The sequence below is a fragment of the Streptomyces sp. NPDC054872 genome (assembly GCF_053610705.1).
Genome location: NZ_JBSGYY010000001.1, coordinates 228,397 through 250,951 on the forward strand (window position 1 = coordinate 228,397; position 22,555 = coordinate 250,951).

Genomic DNA, 22,555 nt, shown 5'->3' on the forward strand with positions numbered 1-22,555 from the left:
ATGCCGAACTGGGTCGGCGACGCCAAGAGCTGAATGCGTCATCCGCGCCAGTGCGGTGTTGTGGGGCCTGAGTCTTGATTGGTTGAACGGTGAAGGTCAAGGCTCGTGCCAGCAAAACTTTGTGGGTCGTTCAGTTTTGTGGTGATGGGTGGGGAGCAGGGGTGGGCGGCCATGGCGGTGCGCGTCGGTGCGCGTCATTGCGACCTCGTGAACGCTGTGTCGCACGGGGAATAGGGGGGTGATCATGGCGGTCGTTCAGAGTGACGCGGATGCGGATCACGGTTCGAAGCGAGGGAGCACATGTCCAAGGCGTACGTATTCACGCGGTTCGGCGGCCCTGAAGTGGAGGCCTTTGTCGAACAGGACCCACCGGAGCCCGGTCCTGGGCAACTCCTGGTCGCCGTGCGGGCGGCGGGGGTCAATCCGGTCGACTGGAAGCTGCGCGCGGGCAAGCGGAGGCCGGGGTCGCCGACCGCCGAGTTCCCCGAGGTGCTGGGGAGCGAGGTCGCGGGCGTCGTCGTGGCGGTCGGTTCGGAAGTCGAAGGCTTCGCGGTCGGCGATGCGGTGTTCGGCAACCCGGACACGGGCGGTTTTGCCGAGTACACCCTCCTGCCCGCTTCCCTTGCCGCGCACAAACCGGAGGGCCTGACGTTCGCCGAGGCCGCCGCGCTGCCGGTCGCCGTGGCGACGGCGTACGACGGGGTGCGCCAGCTGGATCTGCCTGCTGGGGCCACCTTGCTGATCACCGGGGTCGGCGGCGGGGTGGGCGTGGCCGCGGCGCAGTTGGCGAGGCACCTCGGCATCCAGGTCGTGGGCACGGCGAGCGCGGGCAAGAAGGACTTCGTCGAGTCCCTGGGTGCGGTGCATGTGCCGCCGGGTCCCGACCTGGCGGAGCGCGTGCGGGCGGCGGCGCCGGGCGGGCGCGTCGACGCCATCTTCGACCTGGTGGGCGGCGAGGATCTCGTGGCCGTGGCATCCCTGCTGCCGCTCCCTGACCGCGAGGGGAAGCTGATCACGGCTGCGGCGAAGGAGACGGTCGGGGAGTTGGGCGGGGAGGCGGTCGCGCGGGCGCGGACCAGCGAGGTCCTGGACGCGGTGGCGCGGCTCGCCGTCGATGGGGTGCTACGGCCGCAGGTGACCGTCACGTACCCGCTGGAGCGGGCCGGTGAGGCGCTCCGTGCGGTGGAGGACGGGCATGCGCGGGGCAAGGTGGTCATCGAGGTGGGCGGGTGAGCGGCGTGACGGACCCCGGACTCGCGGCGCCGGGCCGCCGCGCCGCGGCCCCTGCTCCTGCTCCTGCTCCTGCTCCTGCTCCTGCTGTGATCCCTGCCTCCGCGGTCTCGCCTGCCGCACCCCCGCAAGGGCCGCATCCCTTGGACAACCCCGCCTACGCGGCGCTGAACGGGCCGCACGCGCGGTTCGCCGAGCGGCGGGGGCGCGTGGTGCGGTATCAGCGGGACGTGTCCCCGTGGCTGGGTCTGCCCGACGCTCCCGAGCCTGACGACTGGGCGGATCTCGCCGCGCTCGCGGGCCCTGGCGTCGAGGTGCCGCTGCCGGGTGTGCGGGTGGCGCTCCCCGCGGGATGGGAGTTGACGTTCGACATGGAGGGCGTGCAGCTGGTGGATGACGGGGTGGCTGCCGCGCCCGATCCGGAGGCCGTGCGGCTCGGGGCGGATGACGTGCCGGAGATGCTGGATCTGGTCGAGCGCACGCAGCCCGGCCCCTTCCTGCCGCGCACCGTCGAGCTCGGCACGTATCTCGGCATACGGCGTGGGGGCGCTCTCGTCGCGATGGCCGGGGAGCGGTTGCGTCCGCCGGGGTGGACGGAGATCAGCGCGGTCTGCACGGATCCGGGGCACCGGGGAGAAGGGCTTGCGTCGCGGCTGGTCCTGGCGGTGGCAGATGGGATCCGCTCCCGCGGGGAGACGCCGTTCCTGCATACGTCGGCGCGGAACACCGAGGCCATCCGCTTGTACGAGTCACTGGGCTTCCGGCTGCGCCGCAGGACGCGGTTCGTGGCGGCTCGGGTGCCGGGCTGAGGGTGTGGGGGGCGGGCGGGGCCGGGACGGGGGTGCGGTACTGGCCCGGGTGGGGGCGCGCCGGGACGGAAGGGGCGGTTCCGGCGGCCCTCCGCGTGTGCTGCGAGGCCCGTGGAACGTACTGGCACGGCCCGTGGAAAAGGGGAGGACGGAAGGGCGGTGGCGTTGGTAAATTCCGGATCATGGAACCCATCGGCGAGAAAGAGATTCGCGCGGCCTTCGTCAACTGCTCCAAGGGCGAGGCCCGCAGACTCACGCTCCCCGCGGGCTTTCCGGAGACCCCCTGGTCAGACCTGGACTTCCTCGGGTGGCGTGACCCCAAGGCCCCGGACCGCGGCTACATCGTGACGGAGCGGGACGGCGAGTACGTGGGCATCGCGTTGCGTGCCTCGACCGGCGCGCGCAAGAGTCTCTTGAAGTCCAGCATCTGCTCGGTCTGCGTGACCCCGCAGTCCGGCTCGGGCATCACCCTGCTCGTGGCGCCCCTCTCCGGCCCGGCGGGCCGGCAGGGCAACTCGGTCGGCATCTACATCTGCGCGGACCTCGCCTGCTCCCTCTACGTACGAGGCAAGAAGACCACGGCCCTGGCCCGCCGCTTCGAGGAGAGCCTCACGCTCGAGGAGCAGAACGCGCGCACCGTGGCGAACCTGCACGGCTTCCTCGACAAGGTCCTCGAGGGCTCGAGGTCGGCGGCCTGACCCTCAGGTCTGCCTGGGATCGACCACCTGCAGCGTGAGCGCTGCCGACGGTGCTGCGATCCCGGGGCCGCCCGCCTCGGCCCAGGCGATTATCTCGTCGACGGACTCGTCGTCCATGGCGAAGCCGATCCAGACGGCTCGCCCGCCTCTGCGGCGCCCTTCTCGTGAGGGCTGTACGACGATGATGTTCGCCTGACCGCAGGGCCCGAGGCACTCACTCGTCCGCACCGCGAACCGCCCCGCCGACTCCGCGGCGGCGGCCCGCATCCGCGCCAGCTGCCAGTCGTGGTCCGTGCCGGGGTGCTTGCGTACGTTGCCGCAGCAGCAGCCCCGGCATACGACGAGTGTGCAGGGGCGGGCGGCGGCGGATCCGATGGAGATGACGGGGCTCATCCATTGATCATCTCAGCCCTGTTGTCAGACCCTTGTGCCACGCTCGATCCATCGCGCCCGAGCAGGGGCACGGCAGAGGCACGCAGGAGAGGGAGAGCGCTCATGGCCATCCAATGGACCGTCACCATCGACTGCGCGCAACCGGGCGAGCTGGCCAAGTTCTGGGCCCTGGCGCTCGGTTACGCGGAGAAGCCGCCGCCGGCCGGCTTCGACAGCTGGGAAGCCTGGTTCGCGCACCACGACGTCCCCGAGGAGGAGTGGGACGACGGTGCCTATCTGTCGGACCCGGACGGCCATGGGCCCACCTTCTCCTTCCTCAAGGTCCCGGAGCCGAAGGTGGTCAAGAACCGGCTGCACCTGGACGTGCGGGTGGGCGGCGGCCGCGAGACGCCCCATGATGTCCGCTGGCCGCGGGTCATCGCCGCGATGGAGAGGCTGACCGCGGCCGGGGCAACGGTGATCCGGCTGCACGAGATGCAGGGAAAGCCCGACCACGTGGAAATGGCCGACCCTGAAGGCAACGAGTTCTGTTTGGTGTGACCCACGCCGCAGCATCACTGCCCGCCGCTTCGACTCACCCCAGGTACGCGAGCCCCGGGTGCACCGCCCCGTAGCCCTCCACCAACCGGCGCGCCACCGTCACGGAGTCCACCAGCGGGTGCAGGGCGAACGCCTTTACCGCCGTGGCGCGTGAGCCGCTCTCCGCCGCCGCGAGGATCTCCCGCTCCACCGCCTTCACCGCGCACACGAGTCCTGTCGCGTGACCCGGCAGCGGGTCCACCGCCATGGGATGGGCGCCGTTGGCGTCGACGGAGCACGGGACCTCGATCACCGCGTCGGCGTCCAGCGCCGAAAGGGTCGTGCGGTTGCGGACGTTGAGGATCAGCGTCGTCCGCTCGTCCCGCGCGATCGCGCGCATCAGCGCGAGGGCGACCTTCTCATAGCCACCGGATTCGAGGTCTTCGGCCGCTCGCTCGCCGACGCCCGCGGCTTCCCGGTTCTCGGCCATGTACGTGGCCTCCCGCTCCGCCCGCGTGGCGTCCCAGGCCTTCAGTGCCGAGGACACCTCCTCGTCACGGCCCAACTGCTCGTAGAAGCGCGCCTGCTGGTCGCGCAGGAACGCGCCCCTCGTCCGCTCCGCCTCCTGGTAGGCGCGGACCGCCTCACGGTTGAAGTAGTAGTAGTGCAAGTACTCGTTCGGGATGGCCCCCAGTGACTGGAGCCATTCCGCGCCGAAGAGCCGCCCCTCCTCGAACGACCCGAGCATCCGCGCGTCGGCGAGCAGTCGCGGCAGCTCGTCGCGGCCCGCGATCCGCAGGCCGCGCAGCCAGCCGAGGTGGTTGAGTCCCACGTAGTCGATGAACGCCTCGTCGGGGTTGCCGCCCAGCATGCGTGCCACGCGGCGCCCCAGGCCCACCGGCGAGTCGCAGATGCCGATGACGCGGTCGCCGATGTGCCGGGACATCGCCTCGGTGACCAGGCCCGCGGGGTTGGTGAAGTTGATGACCCAGGCGTCGGGGGCGAGCTGCCGCACGCGGCGTGCGATGTCCACGGCGACGGGCACGGTCCGCAGGCCGTACGCGATGCCGCCGGCGCCGACCGTCTCCTGGCCCAGGACACCCTCGGCGAGTGCCACCCGCTCGTCGGCCGCTCGTCCCTCCAGGCCGCCCACCCGGATCGCCGAGAAGACGAAGTCCGCGCCCCGCAGGGCTTCGTCGAGGTCGGTGGTGGCCGTCACGGCGGGCGCGTCCGGCACCCCGGCAGCCTGCTCGGCCAGCACACGGGCGACCGCGGAGAGCCGTCCCGCGTCCAGGTCGTGCAGGACGACCTCCGTGACCCGGCCTTCGGCGTGGTCGCCGAGGAGCGCGCCGTACACGAGCGGAACGCGGAATCCGCCGCCACCGAGAATGACCAGCTTCACGTCTCAACCACCTTCTGTCGGAACAGCCGTCGCCGGGACGTCGCAGCCGCCACCGGAACATCTGTCGACCTGTCAGAACTCACCCGTCGACAGAGGTCACGTTACGTACGATTGCCCGGCAGCGATCGACCCCCCACGGAGGTAGCGCACCGATGACACCCCTCAAGACGTCCGCGAAGGCATCCGCGGCCCTGCTCGGCGCCCTCGCGCTGACAGTGGCGACCGGCTCCGCGGCATCGGCCGACACAGGTCCCGGATCCCCCGGCGGCTGGCAGGAGACCGGCGTCTCGTCCGTGAACTCCCTGACCGGCAGCCAGGGCCTGGCCAGCCGCGCCGACGGCAGTCTCCTCTACCGGGGCCTCGCCTCGATCCCGCTCGACCTGCGGGCCAAGGGCTGGGGCCACGTCGGTGACCCGGACATAGCCGCCGGCCACACCGTCGACGCCTACCAGGGCGGCGACGACGCGAAGTCGAAGATGTTCGCGGTCACGACGCCGGGCGGGAAGCGCTACCTCTACGAGCACCAACTCGACGCGGGCGAGAAGCTGAACAACTCCTTCGCGGCCGTCGCGCCCGGAAACCAGTGGCTGGTGTCGGGCGAGTGGGGCGACCAGAACCGTCTCCAGGTCTTCCCCGCCCCGCTCCTCAACTCCTCGACCCCGCCCACCGGCGGCGCGCTCCCCCAGGCCGGTCAGATCTCGCTCGACAAGCCGGTGCGTGACATCCAGGGCTGCGACTTCGTCTCCGGCACCCGCCTCGTGTGCGCGTCCAACGACGCGTCGAAGGAGCTGTGGCCCGAGGACCGGCCCGTTCTCCAGGTGGACCTGGAGCGTGCGCTCGACGGGAAGCCCGTGACGGGCAAGGTCACGAGCCTGTTCGCCGTCCCGCAACGGAGCCTGTGCCAGGGCACGTTCGAGACGGAGGGCGTCGACTACGACTCCGAGCGTCGCACGCTGCGCGCCCAGGTCGTGCCGCCGGTGCCGTGCCTGGTGACGACGTCGGTCTACTCGTACAAGCCGACGACCGGCTGACCTGCACACACCCTCGACATGCCGGACGTGTGCGGAGGGGCCGGGCGGGGGATGGTCGCGATCATGACACAGCAACACCGGCACGAAGCCGTGTCCGAAACGCGCCCCGCCCAGCCCCGCCGCCCCCTACGGCAGCTGCTCGCCGCGTCGGTGGGCAACGCCGTGGAGTGGTACGACTGGTACGCGTACACGTTCCTCGCCACATACATCGCCGACCAGGTCTTTCCCAAGGGTTCGGGCAACTCCCTCGTACCGCTGCTCTCCACGTTCGCCGTCTTCGCCGTGGGCTTCTTCATGCGTCCGGTCGGTGGTCTGCTCATGGGCGCGGTCGCCGACCGGCGCGGCAGGCGGGCCGCGCTGACCGTCACGATCCTGCTGATGGGCGGGAGCAGTCTGCTGGTCGGTCTGACGCCGACGTACGCGTCCGTCGGGGTGCTCGCTCCGATCGTCCTGGTCCTGGCCCGACTGCTGCAAGGCCTGTCCGTGGGCGGTGAGTTCGCGGCGTCGACGACGTTCCTCGTGGAGTCCGCCGGGCCCGGCAGGCGCGGGCTCTTCTCCAGCTTCCAGTACGTGTCGACGAGCGTGGGCCAGCTCGCCGCGTCCGGCATCGCCGCGCTGCTCGTCGGCATGCTCTCCGAGGGGCAGATGGACGGCTGGGGCTGGCGGCTGCCGTTCGTGATCGGCGCGCTGCTCAGCCTGGTCGGCTTCTGGATCAGGCAGGGCGCCCAGGAGACCCATCAAGCACCCCAGGACGCGTCCGAACGCCCCGGTCTGTTCGACGCGCTGCGGAACTATCCGCGCCAGTCGCTGCTGATCTGCGGCATCACGGCCGGCGGCACGATCGCCTACTACACGTGGACGTCGTACCTGCCGACGTACGCCGAGCTGAACACCGACATCAGCAAGAGCCAGGCGCTGCTGTCCGGCACGCTGTCACTGGCGTTCTTCGCCTTGCTCCAGCCGCTCGGCGGGCTGCTCTCCGACCGTTTCGGCCGAAGGCCGCTCCTGCTCTTCTTCGGCATCGGCTTCGCCGTCCTGAGCGTGCCGCTGCTGCGGTCCCTGAACGGCTCGTTCGGCTCGCTCCTGATGGTGCAGTGCGCGGGCATGGTGCTGCTCACCGGTTTCACGTCCATCTCGGCGGCCGTGAACGCGGAGGTGTTCCCCGCGCACGTCCGCGCGGCGGGGATCGGCTTCCCGTACTCCCTCACCGTCGCCCTGTTCGGCGGCACGGCCCCGTACATGGGCACCCTGTTCAAGGAGATCGGAAGTCCCGGCCTCTTCCCCTGGTACGTGGCCGTGCTCTGCCTCGCGTCATCGGCGGTGTATCTCAAGCTCCCGGAAACAGCCCACAAGGAGCTGGAGCGCTAGTCACGGATCCATCACCACTCACGCGAACAACCTTCACAACTGGCCTTGCAGGACTAGCGTCGTGCCTCATTCCCGCATCAAGGGGGGCACCATGACCAACCCGTATCCCGCGCCACCGCCGATACCCAGGCCCACGCCCAAGTGGGCACGCAAACGCTTCGTGCTCCCCGCCCTCGCGCTGACCTTCATCATCGGCCTCGGGGCCGGTCTCGGTGACGACGGCGGCACCGGCACGAAGGCCGCCGCGAAAGAAGCACGCCCGACTTCCACCGTCACGGCGACGGCCACGGCCACGGCGACCGAGACGGCGAAGCCGAAGCCCGCCCCCACGGTCACCAAGACCGTCAAGGCCACGAAGACGGTGAAGGCCACCGTCACCGCCCAGCCGGAGGCGGCCGACCCCGGGTCGGGTGGCAGCGACTCCGGCACCGGCGGGGGCGGCAGCGTCTCCTACGGGAACTGCACCGAGGCCCGCGCCGCCGGAGCCGCTCCCGTGCACCGTGGCGATCCCGGCTACGGGCCTCACCTCGACCGTGACGGTGACGGGGTCGGCTGCGACACCTGAGGGGCCGTGCGGTCAGGCCGTGCGGGGCACCTCGGCGATGGAGCGGCCCGCCCACTCCGGGGCCGGTTCCGTAAGGGCCGTCAGGTGGGTGTGGATCGCCTCCGGGAAGGGGGCCGACCTGCCCGCGTTCTGGTCGACGTGGAGGGCGAGGAGCTCGGTGGTCGCCACGGGGGTCGCGTCCGGGGTGATGTCCGCTTCTGGCTCCTCCACCACGTACAGCTCGTGGGTGAAGCGGACCTTCTTGGCGTCCGCGCCCAGGACGCGGGAGCGGACGGCGAGGTGGGCGCCCTCCGCCACGTCGTCGAGGTAGCGGATGTGCGCCTCGACCGTGTAGAGGGAGCAGCCCGTGGACTCACGATAGCCCTCGTGCAGGCCCGTCTCGATCATCATGGCGTCGGTCGCGTAGCCGAAGACGAGGACGTAGAACGCCTCGCTCATATGGCCGTTGTAGTCGATCCACTCGGGCCGTACGGTCCGATGGAGCAGCGGCAGCGGCTCGACGGGCGTGGACTCGCTCACTTGGTGTCCTCCTTCGTGCGCTGCTGCGGCAGGCGTCCCGTCGCCCGCAGTACGTCGATTACTCCCTGGTCACGCTCGGCGACCAGGTCGGCGATGGTGCGGCCGTCCGCCGCGTCGTCGCAGCCGGCCACCACGGCGTCGTACAGCTTCTTGTCCAGCTCGGGTGCTTCCAGGCGCGTCCACGGCGACTTCAGGGACGGGCCGAAGTGGTCGAGCATGTGGGCCATGCCGCCCTCGCCGCCCGCGAGCGCGAAGGTGAGCATGGGGCCCATGAATGCCCAGCGCAGGCCGGGGCCTTCGGTGATCGAGTCGTCGATCTCCTTCACCGTGGCCTCGCCGTTGGCGACCATGTGCAGGGCCTCGCGCCAGAGCGCTTCCTGGAGGCGGTTGGCTATGAAACCGGGCACCTCGCTCGCCATGGTGATCACGGACTTGCCCGCGACCTCGTAGAAGCGGGAGGCCCACGTCACCGCGTGTGCGGCTGTCTTGTCACCGCCCACCACCTCGACGAGCGGGATGAGGTAGGGCGGGTTGAAGGGGTGTCCGACGACGAGGCGGCCCGGGTCCGCGGCCGTGGTCTGCATGTCGGTCATCGGGTAGCCCGAGGTGGAGGAGGCGATGACGACTCCGGCGGGCGCGGCCGCGTCGAGCTGAGCCAGCAGATCGCGCTTCAGCTCCAGCTTCTCGGGGGCACTCTCCTGCACGAACTGGGCGTCGGCGACCGCCTCTTCGAGCGTGGAGGTGACGGTGAGGCGGTCCGGTGACGCGGCCTCCGCGAGGCCCAGTTGCGTCAGCGCGGGCCAGGCCGCGTCGACCAGGCGGCGCAGTTTCTGCTCGGCGTCGGGGGCGGGGTCCCAGGCGGTGACCTCGTAGCCGCGGGCGAGGTAGTGGGCGACCCAGCCGCCGCCGATCACTCCGGCGCCGACACAGGCGATACGGCGTACGTCTTCGGGGGCGCAGGGGGCGGGGGGTGTGGTGACGGTGCCAGTCATGAGGGTGAAGGTCCTTGTATGTGGGGGGAGTTCAGGCGCGGGACTTGAGGCCGAGCTTCTGGCGCGCCTCGTCCGGCGTGGCGACGCGCGAGCCGAGGTTCTCGGTGATCTGCACGGCCCGCTCCACGAGTTGAGCGTTGCTGACCTTGTTGCCCTTGCCGAGGTAGAGGTTGTCCTCGAGGCCCACACGGACCTGACCGCCGAGCAGGATCGACTGGGCGACCCACGGCATCTGCATGCGGCCGAGGGCGAAGCTGGCCCACTGGGCGCCGTCGGGCAGCATGTTGACCATCGACTGGAGCACGCCGGGGTCGGCCGGGGCGCCCCACGGGATGCCCATGCAGAGCTGGAAGACGGTGGGGTTGTCGAGCAGCCCTTCCGCGAGCAGCTGCTTGGCGAACCAGAGCTGCCCGGTGTCGAAGATCTCCAACTCGGGCCGTACACCCAGCTCCTGGATGCGCTTGGCGCCTTGGCGGAGCATGTCGGGGGTGGAGATGTAGAGGTTGTCACCGAAGTTGAGGGAGCCGCAGTCGAGGGTGCAGATGTCGGGGAGCAGGTCCTCGACGTGCGGGAGGCGGTCGAGGCCGCCGACGAGGTCGGTGCCCGGCAGCTCGCCGAGCTCCTTCAGCGGCTCGACCGGGTCGATGACCAGGTCGCCGCCCATGCCCGCGGTGAGGTTGATGACGACGTCGGTGCCGGTCTCCTTGATGCGCTCGACGACCTCGCGGTACAGACGGGGGTCGCGCGAGGGGTCACCGGTCTCGGGGTCGCGTACGTGGATGTGCACGACGGCGGCGCCGGCCTCGGCGGCCTCCACGGCGGAGGTGGCTATCTGCTCGGGGGTGACGGGGACGTGGGGGCTCTTGCGTACCGTGTCGCCCGCGCCGGTGAGCGCGGCGGTGATGATGACGTCTTGGTTCACGGGCATGGCGAACTCTCCCTCAGGGGTGGGGTGTTGGAGGTACGGAGGTGCGAAGGAACTGCTGAGTTGCTGAAAGGAGCGGGGGTGCTTACGCGGGTCTCGGCGCGGCGAGTGTCGCGTCCACGTAGACGAGCAGTGCCTCGTGCATGTCGTCGGGGGTCGTGCCGTCGTCTCCCGGGGTCGAGGCGAGCACCTGGGTGGCGAGGCCGTCGATCAGCGCGGTGAGCCGGAGCGCGGCGGACTGCGGGTCGACGAGGCGGAACACGCCCTCGTCGACGCCACGCCGGATGACGTCGGCGACCGTCGAACGCCACTGCCGGTAGTAGTCGGCGTGCAGCCGTCCCACGGCGGTCGACCGGGCGGCCTCCGCCCACAGGTCCAGCCAGACGCTCCACTGCCAGCGCTGTTGCGGGGTGCGGGGCGTCTGGAGCTCGATCAGCTGGCGCAGTTCGTCGGCGGCGTCGCCCGCGTCGGCGACGCGGGCCGCCCGGCGGGCGGTGTCCTCGTCCATGCACCAGCGGACGGCGGCCTCGAGGAGGTCGTCGCGGCCGGGGAAGTGGTAGTGGATGGCGGCGGTGCTGGTGGCGCAGGCTTCGGCGATGTCCGCCACGCGTACGGCATGGAATCCGCGCTCGGCGATGAGCCGTACGGTCTCGCGGACGATCTGGAGCGGGCGCCCGCCGTCCGGAGCCGCGGCGGTGCGTTCCCGGCGGGCGGGGACTACGGCGCTCTGAGCACCCGGAAGCTGGGCGCCCGGAAGCTGGGTGCCCAGGAGCCAGCCCGCGTCCACGCCGCCGGTGTCGGCGATGCGGGCGAGCTCGGCGGCGGTGAAGCGGCGGGTGCCGCCGAGGGAACGGGAGAGCTTGGAGGGGTCCATCACGATGCGGCGGGCGAATTCGCGCTGGGTCGCTCCGGCGTCGGCGATGACCTTGCGGACCCTGTCCGCTACCTCGGGGTCTTGCTGCATGGGCGGTCACGCTACCCGGACGTTGCGGTGATCGCAATCTCCGTAGGCAAGGTTTCTGCAGGCTGGCTCGGGAATTGCGATACTGACTGACGTCTCAGTCACCACACGCTTCCCCAAGAGGAGCGAGCATGAGAGCGAGCAGCCGGAAGCACGCTCACCCACCCGCTCCCCCTGCGTTGCGGGGTAGACGGGTGGGTGAGCGGTCAGATCAGGTCCGGTCCTGCACCCCGGAGACGAACTCGTCCAGGTAAGGATCGGCGATCTTCACCGGCCCCAGCTGATGATGCTCGGCCGGATCCACCGTGATCGCGCGGGCCCGCTTCACGAGGGACTCCATCGCGGCCCGTTCCCGCGCGGCCCCCGCATCGTCCCCCTCCTGGGCGAAGGACAGCGCCGCGAGGCCGTGCCCCAGCGCGGCACCCCACAGCTCCGTCGCGTCCAGCCACTGCTTCGCGTCATGCATGAACAGTTCGTCCGGCACCCCGGAACGCAGTACCGCGGGGACCTTCTCGATCTCCCGGGCGGTGGGCCGCAGCGCCCGTACCGCCCCGGCGGGGTCACTCTCGTACCGCTTCCAGAACGCGTCCAGCTTCGGCCCGAGAACCGGGGACTGCGGCTGCCAGTTCGTCTCGCCGAAGGTGGGCGCCGCGTGGTTGAGGTCCACGAACGTCCGCACCGCGTCGGCGACCCGCTCGTCACCCCCGGCGAGATACAGCGCCGCCTGCCGGCCCGACCTCGCCCGCTCGTACCCGTGGTCGTTCCACGAGAAGTCGTTCATGGTGAAGACGGCGAGCTTGCTCGCCCCCTCCTGGTTCATCGGGTTGGACACGACCCCGCTGAGGTGGCCGGACAGACCGGGCTCGCGCTTGTCGTAGGGCGCGAGCAGCAGCCGCCCCGCCGTCCGCGCGAAGTCGTTGACGGGGTAGTTGTCCCAGACGAACACCTTGCGCCCGAAGAGCTCGGCGGCCTTCTCCGCCTGGGAGTTGGTGATCTCCGGCGGAACCACGTCCGTGCCCGTCCACATCACCTCGACGGCGCCGTCGAGCTCGGCGCGCATCGTCTGCTTGTACGCGGTGTCCGTGAGGTCCCCGTACTCCGTGGGCACCATCTGCAGCGGGTTGGCGTCCTCGTGCCGCGCGATGAAGTCCCGCTGGATGGCGTTGAGCAGCCCCACCTGGGCCTTGGCCGCCGGCCCGCGGCCGGGCTCGCCGAACGCCGCCTTGTCGGCGTCGCAGTTCCACTTGGTGTAGCTGATGTCGTCGAGCGGCACGGAGAAGGACCGCACCCCGAGGTCGTACATCGCCTGGAGCTTGGCCGTCAGTGCCTTGACGTCCGCCGGGTCCGAGTAGCAGATGGAGCCGCCCGGCGAGACCGCGAACGTGAAGCGGACATGGTTGGCCGTGGCGCGGTCGATCAGCCTGCCGAGTTCGGTGAGCTTGTCCGCCGGGTACGGCTCACGCCACTTCTCCCGGTGGTAGGGGTCGTCCTTCGGCGCGTACACATACGTATTGGCCTTGGTGTCGCCGAGGAAATCCATCTGGTCGAGCCGTTCGGCCTCGGTCCAGGGCGGTCCGTAGAAGCCCTCGATGCTGCCGCGCAGCGGCATGGAGGGGAAGTCGGAGACCTCGGTCCCCGCTATGCGCCCCTTGGTGATGAGCTGGCCGAGGGTCTGCGCCGCGTAGAACTGCCCGGTGGCGTCCTTGCCGCCGAGCACGACGGTGCGGTGCCGCGCCAGCAGCGCGTAGCCCTCCGCCTGCTCCGGCACCTTCGTCCCGCCGAGCGCCTTCGCGATGTCCGGCCGGGAAGCGGAGCCGAGCAGGATGGTCAGCGGCGCGCGGCCCGACGCCTTCGCGCGTACGTCGATGTCACGCACCCCGTGGGCGCGCAGCGTCTCGGTGACGCGGTCCCGAGCCGCCTCGTCCGTGTTGTCGGTGGCATCGCCGACGACGAGTTCGGCGCGCCGGGCGAGCGGCACGTCGCCACCCGCCCGGGCCATGTGCTGCGGGGTCGGGGAGACGACGGGGAGCGTGCGCGACACGGATTCCTCCTGCGTGGCCTTTCCCTGGGCCGGGGAAGGCGCGGCGGCCGCGGAGGCCAGCGGAACGGCCAGGACGGCCAGCGCGAGGAGCGCTGTTCGCGGTCTGAGCGTGCGAGAGGTGCGGGGCATGGGACCTCCGGGCTTCGGGGTGGGGTGCGGATGGGGTGCGGGGTGCCGACGGGGCTTCGGGGGGCGGTTCAGTCGCGCGTGTGCGCGCGGTACAGGTCGAGGTCGCCGTCGAGTTCCAGGGCGATGACCGTGCACAGCGGATCGAGGTGGTCGTCGGTGAGGTGGACGTACTCCCAGCCCGGTACGTCGCCGAGGCCTCCGACGCGCTCGTGCCTGACGGCGGTGTCCGTCCCGAGCACGCGGGCGGACATCACGCCGTTGCACACGCCCCGCAGCACCACGTACTCGTTGGGCCGGTCGAAGAGGAACAGATACAGGGTGCGACGGTCGGCGGCGAGCGTCGAAGGACCGTAGAAGTGGCCGTGCGGAAGGCCGCGTACCGTCCCGTAGACCGCTTCGGCGTGCCGCCCCGTCCACTCCCCCAGCGCTTCGAGGCGCCCGATCTGCTCGGGGAGCAGCGTGCCGTCCTCCTTCGGGCCGACGTCTAGGAGCAGGTTGCCGCCGCCTCCGACGGTCTCGACGAAGATGCGGACCAGTTGACGCGGTGACTTGTGGTGCGTGTCCTGCGGCTGATACCCCCAGGAGTCGTTGACCGTAAGGCACAACTCCCAGGGCTGGCGCGGAGGTTCGATCGGGACGCCCTGCTCCGGGGTGGCGTAGTCGCCGTGCCCGGTGAGGCGGCCGTTGACGACGGTGTGCGGGGACAGCGCCCGGATCTCCTCGGCGAGTTCCGCCATCCGCCACTGCTCGGGGCTGCGCTCCCACTCGCCGTCGAACCACAGCAGGTCCGGTGCGAAGCGTTCGAGGAGTTCCCGCACCTGTACGCGGTGGAAGGCGAGGAAGTCCGCCCACCTCTCCTCGGACTCCTCGCCGACGGCGGGCATGGAGTAGCGGTTGCCGCGTTCGGTGACGTCCTGGCCGTCGGGGCGCACGGTGGCGTAGTCGGGGTGGGACCAGTCCAGGTGCGAGTAGTAGAGGCCGACCTTGATGCCTCTGGCGCGCAGGGCGGCGACGTACGGGGTGATGAGGTCGCGGCCCGCAGGGGTGCGCTTGACGACGGAGAGGTCGTTCGCCGCCGTGTCCCAGAGGGCGACACCGTCGTGGTGCTTGGCGGTGAGGACGGCGTAGCGGGCCCCCGCGCGGACGAAGAGATCGGCCCACGCCTCGGGGTCGTAGGCGGACGCGGTGAAGCCGTCGAGCTGCGCCATGTACCGGTCGTAAGGGACCCGTCCGTCGAAGAACGACCAGGACTCGGCCACTCCGTCCACGCTGTAGATGCCCCAGTGGAGAAAGATCCCGAGCTTGGAGTCCGTGAACCACGGTTGCGTCATGGGCAGTTCTCCTCGTGGTGCGTGCGCGTCGGGTTGGCAGGTCGGCGACGTCGGCAGCGTTGGGGGCACCGGCGACGTTGGCAACGTTGGCAACGTTGTCTACGGGGCGGGGAAGGTTGCCGACGGTCGACGGCCACCGAGCTGAAGCGCTTGAGCGCCAGCAGGCTAGATCGAGAAAGATGCCGTATACAAGGGGGCGTCGGACGCCAAATTCCAGTGACGTCAAGGGCCTTGACCGGGTGGTGTTTCTGCTTCATCCTCCCCGCCGGCCGAGCGAGTTTGAACCGCGAGCATCACGCAATGGTGTGACGCTCCGGCGGTCACCGCATCGGTCACCTCCGCTCGGGTAGTGCTCCGCTGCCCGTAAGCGACCGTCGCGAGGAGAACGCCGTATGTCGCAGCCCTTTGAACTGCCCAGCTTCTACATGGTGCATCCCGCCCGTCTCAACCCCCATGCGGAAGAGGCGAGGGAGCACTCCGGGAAGTGGGCACGTGACATGGGGATGCTGGAGGGGTCGGGCGTCTGGGAGCAGCGTGACCTGGACGCCCATGACTACGCGCTGCTGTGCGCGTACACCCACCCCGACTGCGACGGCCCCGCGTTGTCCCTGGTCACCGACTGGTACGTGTGGGTGTTCTTCTTCGACGACCACTTCCTCGAACTGTTCAAGCGGACCCATGACCGTGAGGGCGGCAGAGCCTATCTGGACCGGTTGCCCGCCTTCATGCCGATGGACCTGTCCACGCCCGTGCCGGAACCGACCAATCCGGTCGAGGCGGGTCTCGCGGACCTCTGGGCGCGGACCGTGCCGTTCATGTCCCGTGACTGGCGGGCGCGGTTCGCCGAGAGCACGGAGAATCTGCTCAACGAATCCCTGTGGGAGCTCTCGAACATCAACGAGGGCCGGATCGCCAACCCCGTCGAGTACATCGAGATGCGCCGCAAGGTGGGAGGCGCACCCTGGTCGGCGGGGCTGATCGAGTACGCGACAGGCGCGGAGGTCCCCCCGGCCGTCGCCGGGTCCAGGCCGCTGCGCGTCCTCAAGGAGACGTTCTCCGACGCCGTCCACCTGCGCAACGACCTCTTCTCGTACCAGCGGGAGATCGAGGACGAGGGTGAACTCTCCAACGGCGTCCTGGTCCTCGAGAAGTTCCTGGACTGCTCCACGCAAGAGGCGGCTGATGCCGTCAACGACCTCCTGACGTCGCGGATGCAGCAGTTCGAGAACACGGCGCTGACCGAACTCGCCCCGCTCTTCGTGGAGACGGGGCTGCCCCCGAAGGAGTGCGCCGACGTCCTCGCGTACACCAAGGGACTCCAGGACTGGCAGTCCGGCGGCCAGGAGTGGCACATGGTGTCCAGCCGCTACATGAACAAGGGCGGCGCCACGCCTACGCCGCTGGACGGGCCCACCGGACCCGGCACGGCCGCCGCCGGGATCAAGGCGCTGATCGCCGCCACGGGCGCGGAGCGGCTGCGCGGCTACACGCACGTCCCCTTCCAGCGGGTGGGTCCCTCCGTGCTGCCCGACTTCAACCTGCCGTTCGAGACCCGCCTCTCGCCCCATCTGGAGGCGGCACGCCCCCGCGCCGTGGAGTGGGCGAGCCGGATGGGCATGCTCCGGCCCCAGCCCGGCGTGCCGAGCTCGGACATCTGGGACGCGCACAAGCTGCACGGCTACGACTTCCCGCTGTGCGCGGCCGGCATCCACCCGGAGGCCGACCTCGAAGCCCTCGACCTGGGCTCGCAGTGGCTGACCTGGGGGACGTACGGGGACGACTACTTCCCCGTGGTCTTCGGCAGGCCCCGCGACCTGGCGGGCGCGAAACTCTGCAACGACCGGCTCTCGCTCTTCATGCCGCAGGACTTCGCCGACATGCCGGCGGCGGCGAACGCGATGGAACGTGGCCTCGCGGACCTGTGGGTACGCACCGCAGGACCGATGGACGACGAGGCGCGCCGCACGCTGCGCACCGCCGTCGAGGTCATGACGGCCAGCTGGCTCTGGGAACTGGACAACCAGGCGCAGAACCGTATCCCCGACCCCGTCGACTACATCGAGATGCGCCGCCTCACCTTCGGCGCCCCGCTCACCCTGAGTCTGTGCCGCCTGGGCAACGGCCCGCAGGTCCCGCCGGAGGTCTACCGGAGCGGCCCGATCCGGAACCTGGAGAACGCGGCGATCGACTACTCGGCCCTGATGAACGACGTCTTCTCATACCAGAAGGAGATCGAGTACGAGGGCGAGATCCACAACGCCGTCCTCGTCGTCCAGAACTTCTTCGGCTGCGACTATCCGACGGGGCTCGGCATCATCGACGACCTGATGAAGTCGCGGCTGAGCCAGTTCCAGCACGTCGCCACGCACGAACTCCCCGTCCTCTACGACGACTTCGACCTGCCGCAGTCGACACGGGACATCCTCGACGGCTATGTGCGCGAACTGGAGAACTGGATGGCCGGCATCTACATCTGGCACCGGGACTGCCGCCGCTACCGCGAGGAGCACCTGTCGCACGGCCCGCTGCGCAGCCCGTCGGGATTCGGCATGGCGGCCGTACGACCGGACTGGCTGCGGGAGTTCGGGCTCGCCGTCGACCGGCAGACGGAAGGGGCAGCGGGCCCGGGGCAGGGCTGAGGCGGCCGGCCCCGGACCGGCGGAGGGTCAGGCGTCCCGCGGCTCCGGCAGGATCTGGCGCAGCCGCGGGTCGGGGTGATGGTCGCGGCGCCATTCCCGGGGGTAGCCGACCGAGACCTCCTGGAAGCGGACGCCGTCGTGCCAGGTGGTGCGGGGGATGTGCAGATGGCCGTAGACGACCGCCGCCGCCTCGTACTTCACGTGCCAGTCGGCGGTCAGCTCGGTGCCGCACCACAGGGCGAACTCGGGGTAGTGCAGGATCCGGGTGGGGTCGCGCACCAGCGGCCAGTGGTTGATCAGGACCGTGGGCAGGCCGGGCGTCCGCCGGGCGAGCATCTCCTCGGTGAACGCCACGCGGGCGCGGCACCAGTCGTCGCGGCCCAGATAGGGGTCGGGGTGCAGGAGCACCTCGTCGGTGCAGACGACGCCGGCCGCGTGCGCCGCCTCCAGCGCGTCCCGCTTCGCGTGCGTGCCTTCGGGACGGAACGTGTAGTCGTAGAGCAGGAACAGCGGGGCCACGGTGACGGGGCCGCCGTCGCCGCGCCACACAGGGTAGGGGTCTTCGGGGGTCACGGCGCCCAGGGAGCGGCACAGGTCCACGAGATGGCGGTAACGGGCCTCGCCGCGCAGCTGGTTCGGGTCGTCGCGTGGCGTCCACAGTTCGTGGTTTCCCGGTGTCCACACCACCTTGGCGAAACGGTCGGTGAGGGTACGCAGCGCCCATTCGACGTCGGCCATGCGCTCGGCGGTGTCCCCCGCGACGATCAGCCAGTCCTCGTCGGTCTCCGGGCGCAGGGACTCGAGGAATTTCCGGTTGTCGTCGTACGCGACATGCAGATCGCTGATGGCGTACAACTTCGGTTTCCTCTCGGGTACTTGTGTCACTCCGTGAGGCTAACCGCAGGGCTGACGCCGTGTGGCGTGATCAATGGTGTCCGTCCCCGCCGCCCTGCTGGATCTCCAGGTACTCCTCGGGTGTCGCCTTGGGCACCTGGGCCGTGGGACCGTACATGGCCCGACCCAGGCGTGCCCGCAGCCGTTCCCCCCTGGTGACCTTGCGGATCACGCCGTTCGCGTCGACCACGGGGCCTATCTCGTACGGCTTGGGCTGTTCGTGCGCGGTCAAGGTGTACAACTCGCCCTGGCTGAGCGGCACATGGACCTCCACGTACTCGCCGTGCGGCAGGCGTTTGATCGTGCCGCTCTCCCTGCCGTGCAGCGCCTTCTCGCGGTCACGGAGCTGCAGCCCCATGCACCATCGATGGGTCACGAAGAAGGCGAGCACCGGCCCGACGAAGACAGCGACCCGCACGAACCAGGTGATCGCGTTGATGGACAGATGGAACTGCGTGGCCCAGATGTCGTTGCCGCCGCCGACCATCAGGACGCCGAACAGCGTCAGCCACGCCACGCCGAGCCCGGTGCGCACCGGGGCGTTGCGCGGCCGGTCCGCGATGTGGTGCTCGCGTTTGTCACCGGTGACCCAGGCCTCGATGAACGGATAGACGGCAATCGCCGCCAGGATCAGCGGGAAGAGCATGAACGGGATGAAGACGCCCAGTTCGGCCGTGTGCCCCCAGGCGTTGATCTCCCAGGTTGGCATCACCCGGATCAGGCCCTCGGAGAAGCCCAGATACCAGTCGGGTTGGGCGCCCGTGGAGACCAGGTCGGGGCGGTAGGGCCCGATCACCCACACGGGGTTGATGGTGGCGATCGCGCCCATGAGCGCCAGGACACCGAAGACGAGGAAGAAGAAGCCGCCCGCCTTGGCGACGTAGATGGGCATGAAGGGCGCCCCGACCACGTTCTTCTCGGTCTTTCCCGGCCCGGCGAACTGGGTGTGCTTGTGGTAGAAGACCAGGATCAGGTGGGCGACGACAAGACCCAGCATGATCCCCGGCAGCAGCAGCACATGCACGCTGAAGAGCCGCGGAATGATGGCGTCGCCCGGGAACTCCCCGCCGAAGAGGAAGAGGGAGATGTACGTCCCCACGACGGGGATGGACAGGATCGCACCCTGCGCGAAGCGGATGCCGGTGCCCGAGAGCAGGTCGTCCGGGAGCGAGTAGCCGGTGAGGCCGGTGATGATCCCGAGGAACAGCAGCGTCCAGCCGAACAGCCAGTTGACCTCGCGCGGCTTGCGGAACGCGCCGGTGAAGAACACCCGCATCATGTGCACGAGCATGGCGGCCACGAAGACGAGCGCGGCCCAGTGGTGGATCTGCCGGATCAGCAGGCCGCCGCGCACCTCCATGCTGATGTCGACCGTGGACTCGAAGGCCTTGGTCACCTGGATGCCCTTGAGCGGGGTGTAGACACCGTCGTAGATCACCTCGGAGCCGCTCGGCTCGAAGAAGAGCGTCAGCCAGACCCCGGTGAGGATCAGGATCAGGAAGCTGTAGAGGCAGATCTCCCCGAACATGAACGACCAGTGATCGGGGAAGATCTTCCGCATCTGGCTCTTGGCCAGGGTATGGATGCCCAGGCGGCCGTCCGCCCAGTCGGCGACCCGCTCCCCCTTGCCGGCCGGAGCCGTGCGTTTGCTGTCCCGGGTGTGCTCGACGCTTCCACTCATGCGGCTACCCCCTCAGGCGGCTCCCAGGTTAGATCAAGGGGTTGCCGGAGCCAACAGGGCCTCGAACACCAGTAGTTGACGATCTAGGGGGCCGCAGGTCAGGCCCCCGCATGCGGCGGAGGTCACCTCACCGCGGCGCCTCCAACTCCACTTCCCGCACCAGATCCATCGCCCGCCCCAGAGTCGCGAGCCGTGCCTCCAGGCTCTCGCCCGCCGGGTAGAAGCGGACCGTGTCCACGCCCGCGTCGCGCCACACCCTCAGCCGCTCGCGGACCATGTCCTCCGTGCCGATGAGGGTGGTGGCGAGGACCATGTCGTCGGTGACCAGGGCGGCGGCGCCATCGCGGTCTCCGGACTGCCAGCGCTCGTGCACCTCGGCGGCGATGTCGGCCCAACCCTGCCTGCTGTAGGCGTTGTTGTAGTAGTTGGTGGTGGCGGAGCCCATGCCGCCCAGGCTGAAGGCGAGCTCCTTCTTGCGGCCCGCGACCATCGCGCGCAGGGCGTCCTCGTCGTCGGCGAAGGCCACTTCGGCACCCTGGCAGACGTTCAGTGCACCGCGGGTGCGGCCGGAGGCGGCCAGGCCCGCGTCGAGGTGGTCGAAGTAGGCCTCCTTCGCACCCTCGGGGACGAAGCTGGTGCCCAGCCAGCCGTCGGCGATCTCGCCGGTCAGGCGGAGCATCTTGGGCGAGAGCGTGGCCAGGTAGACGGGCAGTTCGTGCTCGGCGCGCATGGACAGACGCATGGGCCTGGCCTCGCCGTCGGGCAGCGGGAGGGTGAACTCCCGTCCCGCGTACGAGATCTTCTCCCCCGAGGCCGCCAGGCGGACGATCTCCACGGTCTCCCGCATGCGGGTGAGCGGCCGGGCGAACGGCACCCCGTGCAGGCCTTCGATCACCTGCGGCCCCGACGGACCGAGCCCGAGGATGAACCGCCCCTCGGAGATGTTCGAGAGGGTGATCGCCGCGCGGGCGATGGCCGCCGGGGTCCGGGTCGCGAGCTGGATGATGCCGGACCCGAGCAGCATGCGTTCCGTGCGCGCGGCCAGGTAGCCGAGCGGGGACGGCGCTTCGGAGCCCCACGCCTCCGCGACCCAGCAGATGTCCATCCCCAGCTTCTCGGCCTCGGTGACGAAGTCGACGGTCTCCCGCCAGTTCGCCCCGGACGCCTCGATGGTCGTCGACGTACGCATCAGGCGTCCGCCTTCCCGGCAGCCGCGCCCTCGGCCAGCTTCTTGATCGCGTCCAGCGTGGCCGCCATGTTCTGCTCGAACTCCCGCATCCGCACGTACACGATCTTCTGCTCCTTCTCCGGCATCCGCTCGATCGCGTACGACAGACCTGAGCGGCCCGGTCCCATCTGCATCCACTGGGTCAGTTCGGTGCCGCCGTCGTCCGCCGCCGTCAGGCTGAACCGCCAGACGGCGCTGGGCCGTTCGGGGTCCTCGACCGCCCAGGCGAACACGCGCGGGGCCTCGTGCTCCACGACGTACGACGTGGTCTCCCAGGCGCCGAACGACGCGTGCTCGCTGCGGCCGACGAACCGTGCGCCGAGCGCGGGCCGTGTCGTTCCGTCCAGCCAGTCGACCGACCGCAGTTCCGCGCTCAGGGCGGGCATCAGGGCGATGTCGGAGACGAGCTCCCACACGCGTTCCGGTGCCGCGGCTATCCGTGTGCGCACCTCGACCGTCGGCTTGTCCGCGTAGCGCGCACCTGTCCACTCCATCGTGGCTCGCCTCTCTGCTGTCATCTCTGTCTCTACCTCTGCCTCGCTGACCACGAGAGTTGCGTAGATAGACTCACTCGTCAAGGGTGAGCGGCCCGGTAGCGCGACAGGGGTTCAGCGGTTGAAGCGGTCCCGGATGTCCGGCCGTTCGGCGAGCCGTGCCGGGTAGCCGGGGCCGAGGCGTGGGTGCGTGTCCGCGGCCGACATGGGCTCCTTGCAGTGACCGCAGACCACCTCGGCCGCAGCCTCGTGCCCGCAGCGGTCGTGCTCGAAGACGACCGGCGGCCCTTCGTCACCGCTCAGCCAGCGGTTGCCCCAACTGTTCATCACGGCGAGCACACCGAAGAAGTCGCGGCCCTTCTCGGTCAGCACGTAGTCGTAGCGCACGGGCTCGCTCTGGTACGCGCGCTTCTCCATGAGCCCCTCGTCGACCAGGCGGCGCAGCCGGTCGGTCAGGGTGTTGCGCGCGATGCCGAGCTCCTGCTGGAAGGAGTCGAACCGCTTGATCCCGTAGAACGCCTCGCGCAGCACGAGCGGCGTCCACCAGTCGCCCAGCAGGTCCATGGTGCGGGCGATGGAGCAGGGCCAGTCGGCAAAGGAGGTCCGCCTCATGCCGCAAGGATACGAGAGGACGCCGTGGAGCCCGGTGGGTCTCGGAACCGGACCCAGCAGGCCGCGGCCGGTGCGGGGCCCTGGCGTCGCGCCG

Annotated in this window: 21 protein-coding genes; 8 read left to right on the forward strand and 13 right to left on the reverse strand. The window is 70.1% G+C overall.

The window, feature by feature from the left end:
* Window positions 1-300 precede the first annotated feature (300 nt).
* The 3 genes from ACWGIH_RS00980 (at window position 301) to ACWGIH_RS00990 (ending at window position 2,737) form a co-directional block, all read left to right on the forward strand.
* Window positions 301-1,233 carry an NADP-dependent oxidoreductase gene (locus ACWGIH_RS00980; RefSeq protein ID WP_453443895.1) on the forward strand — a complete coding sequence of 311 codons (933 nt, stop codon included), beginning with the start codon at window positions 301-303 and terminating at the stop codon, window positions 1,231-1,233.
* Window positions 1,234-1,322: 89 nt separating this feature from the next.
* Window positions 1,323-2,039: a GNAT family N-acetyltransferase gene (locus tag ACWGIH_RS00985; protein ID WP_453444049.1), complete on the forward strand. Its 717-nt coding sequence runs from the start codon at window positions 1,323-1,325 to the stop codon at window positions 2,037-2,039.
* Between the two features lie 182 nt (window positions 2,040-2,221).
* On the forward strand, window positions 2,222-2,737 hold the full coding sequence (locus ACWGIH_RS00990) for an FBP domain-containing protein (protein ID WP_453443894.1): 516 nt from the start codon (window positions 2,222-2,224) through the stop codon (window positions 2,735-2,737).
* A 3-nt stretch (window positions 2,738-2,740) separates the two neighbouring features.
* On the opposite strand, the gene ACWGIH_RS00995 is transcribed toward ACWGIH_RS00990, so the two are convergent.
* Complete coding sequence (locus ACWGIH_RS00995) at window positions 2,741-3,130, reverse strand: (2Fe-2S) ferredoxin domain-containing protein (protein WP_453443892.1); 390 nt, start codon at window positions 3,128-3,130, stop codon at window positions 2,741-2,743.
* 102 nt (window positions 3,131-3,232) lie between these two features.
* Here ACWGIH_RS00995 and ACWGIH_RS01000 point away from each other — a divergent pair, with 102 nt between their 5' ends.
* Window positions 3,233-3,670 (forward strand): VOC family protein, encoded by a 438-nt coding sequence (locus ACWGIH_RS01000; protein WP_453443890.1) that lies wholly within the window; start codon window positions 3,233-3,235, stop codon window positions 3,668-3,670.
* A 34-nt stretch (window positions 3,671-3,704) separates the two neighbouring features.
* Here the strand turns inward: ACWGIH_RS01000 and ACWGIH_RS01005 are convergent, their stop codons facing one another.
* Window positions 3,705-5,051 (reverse strand): 6-phospho-beta-glucosidase, encoded by a 1,347-nt coding sequence (locus ACWGIH_RS01005; RefSeq protein ID WP_453443888.1) that lies wholly within the window; start codon window positions 5,049-5,051, stop codon window positions 3,705-3,707.
* 152 nt (window positions 5,052-5,203) lie between these two features.
* Here ACWGIH_RS01005 and ACWGIH_RS01010 point away from each other — a divergent pair, with 152 nt between their 5' ends.
* The 3 genes from ACWGIH_RS01010 (at window position 5,204) to ACWGIH_RS01020 (ending at window position 8,015) form a co-directional block, all read left to right on the forward strand.
* Entirely contained in the window at window positions 5,204-6,082 is an 879-nt protein-coding gene (locus ACWGIH_RS01010; protein ID WP_453443886.1) for a hypothetical protein, read from the forward strand.
* 63 nt (window positions 6,083-6,145) lie between these two features.
* Complete coding sequence (locus tag ACWGIH_RS01015; protein ID WP_453443884.1) at window positions 6,146-7,450, forward strand: MFS transporter; 1,305 nt, start codon at window positions 6,146-6,148, stop codon at window positions 7,448-7,450.
* Between the two features lie 91 nt (window positions 7,451-7,541).
* Window positions 7,542-8,015 carry an excalibur calcium-binding domain-containing protein gene (locus ACWGIH_RS01020; RefSeq protein ID WP_453443882.1) on the forward strand — a complete coding sequence of 158 codons (474 nt, stop codon included), beginning with the start codon at window positions 7,542-7,544 and terminating at the stop codon, window positions 8,013-8,015.
* A 12-nt stretch (window positions 8,016-8,027) separates the two neighbouring features.
* Here the strand turns inward: ACWGIH_RS01020 and ACWGIH_RS01025 are convergent, their stop codons facing one another.
* The 6 genes from ACWGIH_RS01025 to ACWGIH_RS01050 all read right to left on the reverse strand — a co-directional run bounded on the left by ACWGIH_RS01025 (window position 8,028) and on the right by ACWGIH_RS01050 (window position 14,913).
* Window positions 8,028-8,534: a thioesterase family protein gene (locus tag ACWGIH_RS01025; protein WP_453443880.1), complete on the reverse strand. Its 507-nt coding sequence runs from the start codon at window positions 8,532-8,534 to the stop codon at window positions 8,028-8,030.
* Window positions 8,531-9,526, reverse strand: coding sequence for a 3-hydroxyacyl-CoA dehydrogenase NAD-binding domain-containing protein (locus tag ACWGIH_RS01030; RefSeq protein WP_453443878.1), 996 nt, complete (start codon window positions 9,524-9,526; stop codon window positions 8,531-8,533). The genes ACWGIH_RS01025 and ACWGIH_RS01030 overlap by 4 nt, the downstream gene beginning before the upstream one ends.
* 31 nt (window positions 9,527-9,557) lie before the next feature.
* Window positions 9,558-10,454: a 3-keto-5-aminohexanoate cleavage protein gene (locus tag ACWGIH_RS01035; protein ID WP_453443876.1), complete on the reverse strand. Its 897-nt coding sequence runs from the start codon at window positions 10,452-10,454 to the stop codon at window positions 9,558-9,560.
* Between the two features lie 82 nt (window positions 10,455-10,536).
* Entirely contained in the window at window positions 10,537-11,415 is an 879-nt protein-coding gene (locus ACWGIH_RS01040) for a TetR family transcriptional regulator C-terminal domain-containing protein (RefSeq protein ID WP_453443874.1), read from the reverse strand.
* Between the two features lie 208 nt (window positions 11,416-11,623).
* Window positions 11,624-13,582 carry a beta-N-acetylhexosaminidase family protein gene (locus tag ACWGIH_RS01045; protein WP_453443872.1) on the reverse strand — a complete coding sequence of 653 codons (1,959 nt, stop codon included), beginning with the start codon at window positions 13,580-13,582 and terminating at the stop codon, window positions 11,624-11,626.
* Window positions 13,583-13,650: 68 nt separating this feature from the next.
* A complete protein-coding gene (locus ACWGIH_RS01050) occupies window positions 13,651-14,913 on the reverse strand; it encodes an alpha-L-fucosidase (protein WP_453443870.1) in 1,263 nt (420 codons plus the stop codon).
* 392 nt (window positions 14,914-15,305) lie between these two features.
* Here ACWGIH_RS01050 and ACWGIH_RS01055 point away from each other — a divergent pair, with 392 nt between their 5' ends.
* Window positions 15,306-17,552 (forward strand): terpene synthase family protein, encoded by a 2,247-nt coding sequence (locus tag ACWGIH_RS01055; RefSeq protein ID WP_453443868.1) that lies wholly within the window; start codon window positions 15,306-15,308, stop codon window positions 17,550-17,552.
* A gap of 27 nt (window positions 17,553-17,579) precedes the next feature.
* Here the strand turns inward: ACWGIH_RS01055 and ACWGIH_RS01060 are convergent, their stop codons facing one another.
* The 5 genes from ACWGIH_RS01060 to ACWGIH_RS01080 form a co-directional block, all read right to left on the reverse strand.
* Window positions 17,580-18,437, reverse strand: coding sequence for a metallophosphoesterase family protein (locus tag ACWGIH_RS01060; RefSeq protein ID WP_453443866.1), 858 nt, complete (start codon window positions 18,435-18,437; stop codon window positions 17,580-17,582).
* A gap of 40 nt (window positions 18,438-18,477) precedes the next feature.
* Entirely contained in the window at window positions 18,478-20,127 is a 1,650-nt protein-coding gene (gene qcrB / locus ACWGIH_RS01065) for a cytochrome bc1 complex cytochrome b subunit (protein WP_453443864.1), read from the reverse strand.
* A gap of 127 nt (window positions 20,128-20,254) precedes the next feature.
* Window positions 20,255-21,316, reverse strand: coding sequence for an LLM class flavin-dependent oxidoreductase (locus ACWGIH_RS01070; protein ID WP_453443862.1), 1,062 nt, complete (start codon window positions 21,314-21,316; stop codon window positions 20,255-20,257).
* Window positions 21,316-21,849, reverse strand: coding sequence for an SRPBCC family protein (locus tag ACWGIH_RS01075; RefSeq protein ID WP_453443860.1), 534 nt, complete (start codon window positions 21,847-21,849; stop codon window positions 21,316-21,318). The genes ACWGIH_RS01070 and ACWGIH_RS01075 overlap by 1 nt, the downstream gene beginning before the upstream one ends.
* Before the next feature lie 114 nt (window positions 21,850-21,963).
* A complete protein-coding gene (locus ACWGIH_RS01080; RefSeq protein WP_453443858.1) occupies window positions 21,964-22,461 on the reverse strand; it encodes a winged helix-turn-helix transcriptional regulator in 498 nt (165 codons plus the stop codon).
* Window positions 22,462-22,555 lie beyond the last annotated feature (94 nt).